The organism is Bacillus sp. JJ864, assembly GCF_036963045.1.
GTDB lineage: Bacteria > Bacillota > Bacilli > Bacillales > Bacillaceae_G > Bacillus_A > Bacillus_A pseudomycoides_C.
Genome location: NZ_JBALLY010000141.1, coordinates 5892 through 17393, shown reverse-complemented (window position 1 = coordinate 17393; position 11502 = coordinate 5892). Strand labels below are relative to the sequence as shown.

7 protein-coding genes and 2 pseudogenes are annotated in these 11502 nt (G+C 35.4%); 7 read left to right on the top strand and 2 right to left on the bottom strand.

Going from position 1 to position 11502, the window contains the following annotated elements; translation table 11 throughout:
• The 4 genes and pseudogenes from V7024_RS19470 to mutL form a co-directional block, all read left to right on the top strand.
• Positions 1-165 (top strand): annotated as a pseudogene (locus V7024_RS19470) (RNA-guided endonuclease InsQ/TnpB family protein); the annotation flags it as partial.
• Between the two features lie 153 nt (positions 166-318).
• Positions 319-861 (top strand): outer spore coat protein CotE, encoded by a 543-nt coding sequence (gene cotE, locus V7024_RS19465; protein ID WP_020059059.1) that lies wholly within the window; start codon positions 319-321, stop codon positions 859-861.
• A 128-nt stretch (positions 862-989) separates the two neighbouring features.
• On the top strand, positions 990-3653 hold the full coding sequence (gene mutS, locus V7024_RS19460; protein ID WP_335522894.1) for a DNA mismatch repair protein MutS: 2664 nt from the start codon (positions 990-992) through the stop codon (positions 3651-3653).
• A gap of 8 nt (positions 3654-3661) precedes the next feature.
• Entirely contained in the window at positions 3662-5575 is a 1914-nt protein-coding gene (gene mutL / locus V7024_RS19455; protein ID WP_335522892.1) for a DNA mismatch repair endonuclease MutL, read from the top strand.
• Positions 5576-6385: 810 nt separating this feature from the next.
• Here mutL and V7024_RS19450 read toward each other — a convergent pair.
• Together V7024_RS19450 and V7024_RS19445 are read right to left on the bottom strand one after the other, a co-directional pair.
• Positions 6386-6634, bottom strand: coding sequence for a hypothetical protein (locus tag V7024_RS19450; protein WP_335522899.1), 249 nt, complete (start codon positions 6632-6634; stop codon positions 6386-6388).
• On the bottom strand, positions 6634-7185 hold the full coding sequence (locus V7024_RS19445) for a hypothetical protein (RefSeq protein ID WP_150190206.1): 552 nt from the start codon (positions 7183-7185) through the stop codon (positions 6634-6636). Before V7024_RS19445 ends, V7024_RS19450 begins: the two co-directional genes overlap by 1 nt.
• 319 nt (positions 7186-7504) lie before the next feature.
• On the opposite strand from V7024_RS19445, the gene V7024_RS19440 reads away from it, so the two are divergent.
• The 3 genes and pseudogenes from V7024_RS19440 to V7024_RS19430 all read left to right on the top strand — a co-directional run.
• Positions 7505-8056, top strand: a complete 552-nt coding sequence (locus tag V7024_RS19440) for a recombinase family protein (protein WP_335522889.1) — start codon at positions 7505-7507, stop codon at positions 8054-8056.
• 11 nt (positions 8057-8067) lie between these two features.
• Positions 8068-11049, top strand: coding sequence for a Tn3 family transposase (locus V7024_RS19435; RefSeq protein WP_335522886.1), 2982 nt, complete (start codon positions 8068-8070; stop codon positions 11047-11049).
• A 149-nt stretch (positions 11050-11198) separates the two neighbouring features.
• Positions 11199-11294 (top strand): annotated as a pseudogene (locus V7024_RS19430) (hypothetical protein); the annotation flags it as partial.
• Positions 11295-11502 lie beyond the last annotated feature (208 nt).

Genomic DNA, 11502 nt, shown 5'->3' with positions numbered 1-11502 from the left:
GGTATGTATCGTTCTGCAAAAGGAATCGGAATCAACGCAGATGTAAACGCTGCGGCTAATATTTTACGAAAAGTAGTCCCGAATGCATGGACAAACGGGATAGAGGGGTTAGGCGTGAAACAACTCGCTAGTGTGTTAACTCCACTGACGTTAATCGTCCGTTAGGTCGAAACGTTAGGAACCCCCACTTCAAGCTTTGTTAAGTGGGGGAGTATTCATTACAAAATGAACGGTATATAATAGCTTTTCAAAAAGAATAACACATTCCGCATTTATCCCGCATATAATGAATGGAATATACATTGAGGAGGGTTTCGTATGTCCGAATTTAGAGAGATTATTACGAAAGCAGTTGTGGGAAAAGGGCGTAAGTATATGAAAACAACTCACACTGTTGCACCGAATCATACGCCAACAAGTATTCTAGGGTGCTGGGTTATTAACCATGCATATGAAGCAAAAAGGAATGGAAAGTATGTAGAAATCGAAGGATACTATGACATTAACACATGGTACTCACATGATGAAAACACGAAAACTGAAGTTGTAACAGAGCGTGTGCATTACACTGATGATGTGAAAGTTGGTTACCGTGATACAAATTTTTCTGGTGAAGATATTGAAATCATTGCACGTGTTGTTCAACATCCAAATTGTTTAGAAGCTGTGATTTCACCGAACGGAAATAAAATGGTTGTTACAGTAGAACGTGAATTTGTCACAGAGGTAGTTGGAGAAACAAAAATTTGTGTAAGTGTAAATCCAGATGGATGTCAAGAAGATGATCAGGAATTTGAAGTGGATGATGATGAGTTTGAAGAACTTGATCCGAACTTTATTGTAGAAGCTGAAGAAGAGTAAGGTGAAGCTAGGGAGATCCTCTTCCTAGCTTTTTGTATATGTTTCAGATGATGGATCAAAATCATTCGTGTATAATTGTGTTATAATATATTTTTAAAGTGAAAAAGAGAGATGTATGGAGGAGCAAAATGGCACAGTACACGCCGATGATGCAGCAATATTTAAAGATCAAGGCAGATTATCAAGATGCCTTTTTATTTTTTAGATTAGGTGATTTTTATGAAATGTTTTTTGAGGATGCTGTAAAAGCAGCACATGAACTTGAAATTACATTGACGAGTCGTGATGGGGGCGGAAGCGAACGGATTCCGATGTGTGGTGTACCATATCACGCTGCAAAAAACTACATTGAACAATTGATTGAAAAAGGATATAAAGTAGCAATTTGTGAACAGGTTGAAGATCCAAAAACAGCAAAAGGTGTGGTACGCCGTGAAGTTGTTCAATTAATTACACCAGGGACGATGATGGAAGGTCGTACGATAGATGAAAAGGAAAATAACTTCCTTGCAGCACTAGAACAGTTTGAAGATGGTTCCTATGCATTAGCTTGTAATGACTTAACAACAGGTCAAAATACAGTAACATTATTAACAGGAACACTTGAAGATGTATTACTAGAAGTATATGCAACGGGTGCGAAAGAAATTGTCGTATCTTCTACGTTCTCTAAGGAAGAATTGGATAAGCTGTTAGCAACATTAAAAATGACAGTTTCATATGAGGAAGAAACAAAAATTCCAGAGAGTCTTATGCATCTCGTTCAAAATGTGACGCAATCAAAACTACTTGCAGCAGTTGGACGTTTATTTTACTATGTCTTACGAACACAAAAACGTTCTCTAGATCATCTGCAACCTGTTGAAATTTATTATACAAATCATTTTATGAAGATTGATGTTCATTCTAAACGGAATCTAGAACTAACAGAAACCATTCGAACAAAAGAAAAAACAGGTTCATTATTATGGCTGTTAGATAAAACGAAAACAGCGATGGGTGGACGAATGTTAAAGCAGTGGATGGAACGTCCGCTCATTCAAAAAGAAAAAATTGAAGAACGTTTAGAGATGGTTGAAACGTTTGTTAATGATTATTTCTTCCGTGAAGATTTGAAAGAAAAACTAAAAGAAGTATACGACTTAGAGCGCTTAGCAGGAAAAGTTTCATATGGTAGTGTCAATGCGCGCGATTTACTGCAATTAAAACGTTCCTTACTGCAAGTACCTGCTATTTTAGAAGCGGTTAGTCTGTTAGATAATGCGTATGCTGCAACGTTAATTCAAGGCGCTGATCCATGTGAAGGTTTAACGGCGTTACTAGAGAAAAGTATTCAAGAAAACCCGCCGCTTTCGATAAAAGATGGTGACATTATTAAAGATGGTTATAGTGAGAAATTAGATCAATATCGCTATGTAAGCAAAAACGGGAAAACGTGGATTGCGGAGCTTGAAAAACGCGAGCGCGATATAACGGGAATTAAATCATTAAAGATTGGTTATAATCGTATTTTTGGTTACTATATTGAAGTCACAAAAGCAAATCTATCTGCACTTCAAGAAGGACGTTATGAGCGGAAACAAACACTTGCGAATGCAGAACGCTTTATTACAGATGAGCTAAAAGAAAAAGAGACATTAATTTTAGAAGCAGAAGAAAAAATCGTTCAGTTAGAATATGATTTATTCACAGTTCTTCGCGAAGAAGTGAAAGTATTTATTCCGAAATTGCAGCAATTAGCAAAAATTATTAGTGAACTAGATGTTCTGCAAAGTTTTGCAACTGTAAGTGAAGAAGAACAATTTGTAAAACCAACATTAACGAGTAAACGAGAAATTTTTATTAAAGATGGCCGTCATCCGGTCGTTGAAAAAGTGTTAAACGGCAAATTGTATGTTCCGAATGATTGTATCATGCCTGAAAATATGGACGTCTTTTTGATTACTGGTCCAAATATGTCCGGTAAAAGTACGTATATGCGTCAATTAGCACTGATTACCGTTATGTCGCAAATCGGTTGTTTTGTACCAGCGGCAGAGGCTGTACTTCCTGTGTTTGACCAAATCTTTACGAGAATTGGGGCAGCAGATGATTTAATATCAGGCCAAAGTACGTTTATGGTTGAGATGTTAGAAGCCAAAAATGCAATTGCGAATGCATCGGAAAGAAGTTTAATTTTATTTGATGAAATTGGCCGTGGTACATCTACGTATGACGGTATGGCATTAGCGCAAGCAATTATCGAGCATATTCATGATCAAATTGGTGCGAAAACGTTATTTTCAACACATTATCATGAATTAACAGTTCTAGAAGAAAGTTTAGATCATCTAAAAAATGTACATGTTTCCGCAATTGAAGAAAACGGAAAAGTTGTCTTCTTGCATAAAATTCAAGAAGGAGCGGCAGATAAGAGCTATGGTATTCATGTTGCTCAGCTTGCAGAGCTTCCAGATAGCTTAATTGCTCGTGCTAAAGAAGTATTAGCGCAGCTTGAAGGCCAAGAGGAAATTATTATTCCGAAACGAACGGAAGTCAAAGTTTTAGAAGAAATCGTGCAAGAACCTGTGGTTGTAAAAGAAGAAGTATTGCCGCAAGAAGAAGTGGAAGAAGAATCACAGCTATCCTTCTTTGCAGCAGAACAACAAGTGAAAAAAGAAGACAAGCCTGTACTTGATTCAAAAGAAACAGCAGTATTAACGCAAATTAAAAAAATGGACTTACTTGATATGACACCGTTAGAAGCGTTAAATGAACTGTACCGTTTACAGAAAAAGTTGAAGAAAGGATGAGTAAGTAGATGGGGAAAATTCGCAAACTCGATGATCAGCTTTCTAACTTAATTGCGGCAGGGGAAGTAGTAGAACGCCCTGCTTCGGTTGTAAAAGAACTTGTCGAAAATTCCATCGATGCGAATAGTACATCTATTGAAATCCACTTAGAAGAAGCTGGATTATCGAAAATTCGCATTATCGATAATGGAGATGGCATTGCTGAGGAAGATTGTATCGTCGCTTTTGAGAGACATGCAACAAGTAAAATTAAAGATGAAAATGATTTGTTTCGTATTCGAACGCTCGGCTTTCGCGGCGAAGCATTACCGAGTATCGCATCTGTTAGTGAATTAGAGTTAATCACAAGTACAGGGGATGCACCGGGAACACACCTTGTCATTAAAGGCGGGGGGATTTTAAAACAAGAAAAAACAGCGAGCCGTAAAGGGACAGATATTACGGTTCAAAACCTGTTTTTTAATACACCAGCGCGCTTAAAATATATGAAAACGATTCATACAGAGCTTGGGAATATTACCGATATTGTATATCGCATTGCACTGTCACATCCAGAAGTCTCTTTACGCTTGTTTCATAATGAGAAGAAACTGCTTCATACATCAGGAAATGGTGATGTAAGACAAGTTCTTGCGGCAATTTACGGCATTCAAGTTGCGAAAAAATTAATTCCAATTGAAGCAGAATCGCTAGACTTTACGATTCGGGGTTATGTGACGTTGCCAGAAGTAACGCGTGCATCCCGTAACTATATGTCAACGATTGTAAATGGTCGTTACGTTCGGAATTTTGTCTTAATGAAGGCAGTGCAACAAGGCTATCATACGTTGTTGCCTGTTGGACGTTATCCAATTGGTTTCTTATCAATTGAAATGGATCCGATGCTAGTTGATGTGAACGTTCATCCAGCAAAACTAGAGGTTCGCTTTAGTAAAGAACAGGAGCTATTGCAGCTTATTGAAAAAGCATTACAAGCTGCATTTAAAAAGATTCAACTCATTCCTGATGCCAGCTCTACAACAAAGAAAAAAGAAAAAGATGAAAGCGTCCAAGAACAGTTTCAGTTTGAGCACGCGAAACCGAAAGAGCTGCCAACTATCGTACTGCCAAGTGGAATGGATGAACAAGAAGAAAAACCGAAGTCACCACCACTGCTTTGGAATCCGCCAAAACAAGAATGGCAGCCGCCAGAGTCTCTTGTAAAAGAAGAAAACAATTGGCAACCGTCTAAGCCAATCGTAGAAGAACCACTTTCACAAGAGAATGATTGGGAAGTTCATGAGGAAGATTTTGAATTAGAAGAACTTGAAGAAATGCAAGAAATCGAAATGAACGGAAACGCTTTACCACCGTTGTATCCAATTGGACAAATGCACGGAACATATATTTTCGCCCAAAATGATAAAGGGTTATATATGATTGACCAGCATGCAGCTCAGGAACGCATTAACTATGAATATTTCCGTGATAAAGTAGGACAAGTGGCACCAGAGGTACAAGAATTACTTGTACCGTACCGAATTGATTTATCGCTTAATGAATTTTTACGCGTCGAAGAACAACTAGAACAACTGAAAAAAGTAGGAATCTTCCTAGAACAATTCGGTCACCAATCGTTCATTGTCCGCTCACATCCAACATGGTTCCCAAAAGGACAAGAGATGGAAATTATCGATGAAATGATGCAGCAAGTATTGAAATTGAAAAAAGTCGATATTAAAAAACTGCGCGAAGAAGCGGCTATTATGATGAGCTGTAAAGCATCGATTAAAGCAAATCAATATTTAACGAATGATCAAATCTTTGCCTTACTAGAAGAATTGCGAACAACAACAAATCCATATACATGTCCGCATGGTAGACCTATACTTGTGCATCATTCGACTTATGAACTGGAGAAGATGTTTAAGCGGGTGATGTAGGGGATTTGTCCAAAGGGAAAAAAGTTCGCTACTGGATAACGGGAATTGTTTGTATTGTTGAAAACTAGTATAAAAAAGAACAGTATCACGAAATTAATAAAGTCTTGCGTTATTATACTAGGAAAATAATAATGTAAGAGAAGTATTTTAATGGAAGGAAAAGCATGGCAATCTTATGCCATGCTTTTGTATATACATAGTAATATATTGGTTTTGATTTATTTTGGAAAAGAAATTTTATTCTTTACTAAGTAAAAGATTCTGTAATAAGTTGGGGTTAAATGGGGTGTACAATGAAAAACAACATTAATTTGCATCCTACTGTATCTCCATCCAGAGCTACCATACATACCCATCAACTTAAGATTTTATGCAGCTTCTAGAACGAAGATTCCGTACAAATTACTTGGTTTTATTGTTTTGAGTTTGTTTATTTTTGTAGATTGATGGAGATACGATAAAATCACTGGAATAATATCATAATTATCTTGACGCTTCCAATTAATTCCATTAATGTTTATATATGAATAAAATAATGAACAATAAATCAAGGAGGGGTTCGATGAAAAAATATTTGTCATATTTATTAATTATTACGCTTGTGTTTGGGTTAATTCCTAATGTTTTTTCTCCTGTAGGGGTCACCATATCATTTCGGGAAAATTGTACGTTTGGACACAATTTGGACACAAATCAACCGATTCCTTGTACGTTAAGGAATCGGTTATTGATGTTGAATTCCAAGTAATTAAAATAGGATTTAAAAATAAAAAGAGCCATTGTAAAATTGGCTCTTTTTTCTATCCTTATTTATTCTTTATTAGTTACAACAGTTACCCAAACTTTATAAATAAAAGAGTCTTTTATAGCTTCCTTTTCTGTATGGACTATGAAATGAGAAGTTGAGGCTAAGAAAAACGCAAGAGCATAGGCTATCTTATAATCAGGAGTTATATACCCATTAATTGTTTCCCCATATATTTCGTTTGCAATAGAATCTGCCCATACTTCTGATTCTCTAAGAGTTTTAAAGGTTATATCTTCAATTTTCCACCTAATTAATTTACTTGACATCTAATGTATCTATAAGCTCCTTTCGTAGGATCTGAATTTTTAGTTACTAACCAATTAAGATTAACTATATCACCTTTTTTCAGGGTATAACTGCCACCCATATAACTATAATTCTTCAAACTACCATGAAAGTTATATGCAACAGACTGTGTATGAGGTTGGTAAGGAGGATTTATTGGTCGTTCATTTACTGATGCGGTAGGCATGGAAACTGTGACAGTTGGACCAAGTGTTGCTTTAGCTGTAGAAGTTAAATTAAATCCCCACATTAAGGATCTATAATCACCTCCGGCGTTAGCTACTTGCATAGGTACAGTTGAAACACTATGATAAAAAGTTTGTGAACAACTAGGTGCTGATCCTAAGGAAGAGACATCAGTTTTTGAGAATTCATGTGGAGGTGTATTAGTTTTACTATCATAGAATCCTCCACCTGAGAATTCACTTGATACATTGTTACTTTCTGCGTTTACTGGAACTATGGTAGACAATGATAATATGAATACTGCCAAAGTTGAACATACAGTTTTTTTCATAAAAAGCCCTCCATTTTTTTATTTGTTTCAATATGTATATTTATTTACCAAAAAATAACTTTATCCTTTAATTTTTTGTAGAATATACAGTCAATATAAATCAATCATAAAATGTCCTATAACATTAAATTCTCCAATGGATTTATCAGACCGTATTTTCTTTTTCTGTGTACAGAAAATTGTATGTTTCTGTACACGTTAATATGGAACAAAAAATTATAGGATTTCTCCTTTTTTCATGTTCAAAAACCTTGTAAACTTATCTATGTTCAGATAAATGTATAGAATTAAGTTATTGAACAAGAGGAGAGAAAAAGAAATGAAGATTGGATATGTTCGAGTATCTACAATTGATCAAAATTTAGATTTGCAAATTGATGCTTTGAAAGCTTATGGATGCGATAAGATATTTAAAGATAAATTGAGTGGAGTTAAAGATAAAAGACCAGGTTTGGAGGAAGCGCTTCAATATGTACGCCCTGGTGATTCTTTGGTAGTTTGGCGGTTAGATCGCTTAGGTCGTACTATGCGCCACCTTATTCAGATTGTGAATGAATTGAATGAACGAGGGATTAGTTTTTATAGTGTTCATGAAAATATTACAATGGATCGTTCAAGTGCTACTGGTCAACTTATGTTTCATTTATTTGCTTCTTTTGCAGAATTTGAACGTAACTTGATTCGTGAACGAACGGAAGCTGGCAGGGTTGCTGCACGAGCAAGAGGGCGATTTGGTGGCAGACCAGAGAAACTAAAAGACACGGAAATCGATATGATACAAACCCTTGTTGCGAATAAAACTCCTATTAAAGATGTAGCTCAAATGCTAGGGGTCTCTCGTACTACGGTTTATCGATATTTAAATAAATAGGGGGAAATAATATGGTAACAAGGGAGCTTCTCACTTCATCACAAAGGGCGTATTTTTATGAAATTCCTGAATACATGGATCAACGAGAGATATTGCGTTATTACACAATATCTGATGAAGAATTAAAGGTTATAAATAAACAGCGTGGAGCCGCTAATAGATTAGGATTTGCAATACAAATTGCTTATCTACGTTTTCCTGGACGACCCTTATCTGCAAATGAAAAAGTTCCAGATTTTATTGTACATACGATTGCTAAACAATTAGGAATTTCACCTTCTGCTATACAAAATTATGCACGTGATCGTGATACAACTCGTCGTGAACATCTTATTAAAATTAGAAGTACATTTGGATTTCGAACATTTACTGTAAAAGAATATCGGGAATTAGCACGTTGGCTTTTACCTATGGCAATGAAAACAGATAAAGGACATCTTTTAGTAGAGGCTCTTATTATAGAAATGAGGAAAAGAAAAATTATTCTACCAGCCATATATGCAATTGAACATTTAGCATGGGCTGTGCGTGAACGAGCACATAGAAAGATTTTTAAACAATTAACAAAGGGCCTTACTCCTTCTCAATGTAAACAACTCGATAGGATATTAAGCGTAGGAAAGGGATATAAATATTCATATATATCATGGCTTCGACAACCTCCCGGTGTCATTTCGGTTAAAAATTTTCATAAGATTATGGATCGAATAGAGTTTATTCAAAAATTAAATTTACCTTTAGATAATGGAAGAGAAGTACATCAAAATAGATTGCTACAGATGGCTCGTGAAGGATCACGTTATTCCAATCAACATTTATCCAGATTTCATGAACTCAAACGACACGCAACTCTTATGGCCTTTCTCATTCATATTTATGCTTTTTTAACAGATCAAGGAATAGAGATGCTTGAGAAGCTAATGGGGAGAATGTTTAATCGTGGAGAAAAGAAACATAAGGACCACTTTCAAAAAGACGGGAAAGCGATTAATGAAAAGGTTCGTTTATACGCAAAAGTTGGAAAAGCTTTAATTGAAGCAAAAGAATTAGAACAAGATCCTTTTGAATCTTTACAATCTATTATTTCATGGGAACAATTTGTACAATCAGTACAACAAGCGGAAGAATTAGCTAGACCAGCAGAATTTGATTATTTAGAACTACTAGATAATCACTATGGCCATTTTCGGAAGTTTGCACCCAGATTATTAAGAACTTATGTATTTAAGGCATCTAAGGCAAGTGATACTCTATTTCAGGCTTTAGAGATGTTAAAAGAAATAAACCAAACAGGAAAAAGAAAAATTCCTGAAACAGCCCCAATGGATTTCCTTAAGTCGAAATGGTTCAAGCATGTGATGAAAGATAATGGTATTGATCGTCATTACTATGAGTTCGGTGTCTTTTCGGAATTATGTAATCACCTTCGTGCCGGGGATATGTGGGTTGTAGGAAGTAAACAATATAAGGATTTTGAAGAGTATCTATTACCACAAGAAAAATGGAATGAATTGAAGAATAAAAAACAAGTTCCCTTAACAATTTCAACAAATATCGATCAATATTTACAGGAACGATTTAAGTCAATGGAAGAACAACTCTCTAAGGTAAATCATTTAATTCAAAATCAATTATTGCCAGATGTTGAAATCTATGCAGATAAAATACAAATTGCATCTTTAAAGAAAATGATTCCAGATGAGGTCGAAGATCTAACTAGACTTATTTATAGTGTATTACCGCGTATTAAATTAACAGAATTATTAGTAGAAGTAGATAGCTGGACACATTTTAGCAAACATTTTGTTCATCTTCATACTCAAACTGAGCCGAAGGATAAATCCGTATTATTCGCAGCTATTTTGGCTGATGGTATTAATCTAGGTCTCTCTAAAATGGCAGATGCTTGTCCAAATATATCTTATACACAATTAGCTTGGATATCGGATTGGTATATAAGGGATGAAAATTACTCTAAATCCCTTGGAGCAATCACTGATTTTCAGCATAAATACCCGTTCTCTTCTTATTGGGGAGATGGCTCGACTTCATCTTCTGACGGACAATTCTTTAGAGCCGGCGGTCAGTCTAGTCCGTTAGCACAAGTAACTGCAAAACATGGTAGGGATCCAGGATTAAGTTTTTATACACATATCTCAGATCAATACGCCCCATTTTATGTACAAGTTATTAGTTCTTCAGAAGAAGCACCACATATTATTGATGGCCTTCTGTATCATGAAACAGATTTGAAAATTGAAGAACATTATACGGATGCAGCAGGCTTTGTAGATCATGTTTTTGCCATGTGTCATATGTTAGGATTTCGATTTGCTCCTAGAATTAAAACGTTTAGTAAAAATAAAATTTATACTTTTGAAAAGCCCGTAAATCATCCACATCTAGAATTCATGATTGGTGGAACAATTCATACAAAGAAAATAAGAGAAAATTGGGATGACTTATTACGATTAACTAGCTCTGTTCGTAATGGAACCGTCACAGCTTCTCTTATTCTCAAAAAGCTTGCGGCCTATCCAAGGCAGAATAGCTTATCTGTAACTTTGCGTGAAATAGGAAGGATTGAAAGAACTTTATATACGTTAGAATGGTTGCAGAGTCCTGAACTTAGAAGACGTGTACAGGTTGGGTTAAACAAAGGTGAAGCAAAACATGCTCTTGCTCGAGCGGTATTTTTCAATCGATTAGGAGAAATTCGTGATCGTTCTTATGAGGACCAATTACATAGAGCGAGCGGTTTGCAACTTCTTATTTCAGCTATTGTATTGTGGAATACGGTATATATATCACGTGCAGTAGATGCTTTACGTGAAAAAGGTGTGGATATTCCAGAGGAATACTTACAACATATATCTCCACTTGGCTGGGAACATATCACATTGACAGGTGATTATGTATGGAACTTAAACCAAAAAACAAATTTCAATAATTTAAGACCATTACGAGAGAAAAACTCTATAAAAAATCAATAAGATGAAGAACCGATTCCTTAACGTACAGGGAATCGGTTAATTTGTGTCCAAATCGTGTCCAAACGTACAATTTTCCCGAAATGATATGGTGACCCCTATTAGTCAATTTATGGGGTAAGCGAGGATTTTTTTCAAAGAAGATGTACAAATCATTACTTGAGAAAATGATTGAGTTTAATATTTTAGATAATGCAGACTGTTCAACTTTTTGGCGGCGGTTCAGAATATCTAACCTCCTTTCTTAAGTTTTTTTCTATTTATATGCAATTTATCATTTGAAAACTACACAAATTATCTCCTAAAGTTACAACATAATACATACTACATAAACCAGCTAATGAAATGACAGAAATATCTTTAGAGATTATTCGTGTTGTTAACATAAAATCCATATAAAAAAACATTAAAATGTCATATTATTAATATATGACAGGAATATATTACATTTTAGGT

What these genes read in the sequence shown, in the direction of transcription:
- cotE (WP_020059059.1), top strand. Translation starts at nt 319, where the DNA reads ATGTCCGAATTTAGAGAGATTATTACGAAAGCAGTTGTGGGAAAAGGG.
- mutS (WP_335522894.1), top strand. Translation starts at nt 990, where the DNA reads ATGGCACAGTACACGCCGATGATGCAGCAATATTTAAAGATCAAGGCA.
- mutL (WP_335522892.1), top strand. Translation starts at nt 3,662, where the DNA reads ATGGGGAAAATTCGCAAACTCGATGATCAGCTTTCTAACTTAATTGCG.
- V7024_RS19445 (WP_150190206.1), bottom strand. Translation starts at nt 7,185, where the DNA reads ATGAAAAAAACTGTATGTTCAACTTTGGCAGTATTCATATTATCATTG.
- V7024_RS19440 (WP_335522889.1), top strand. Translation starts at nt 7,505, where the DNA reads ATGAAGATTGGATATGTTCGAGTATCTACAATTGATCAAAATTTAGAT.
- V7024_RS19435 (WP_335522886.1), top strand. Translation starts at nt 8,068, where the DNA reads ATGGTAACAAGGGAGCTTCTCACTTCATCACAAAGGGCGTATTTTTAT.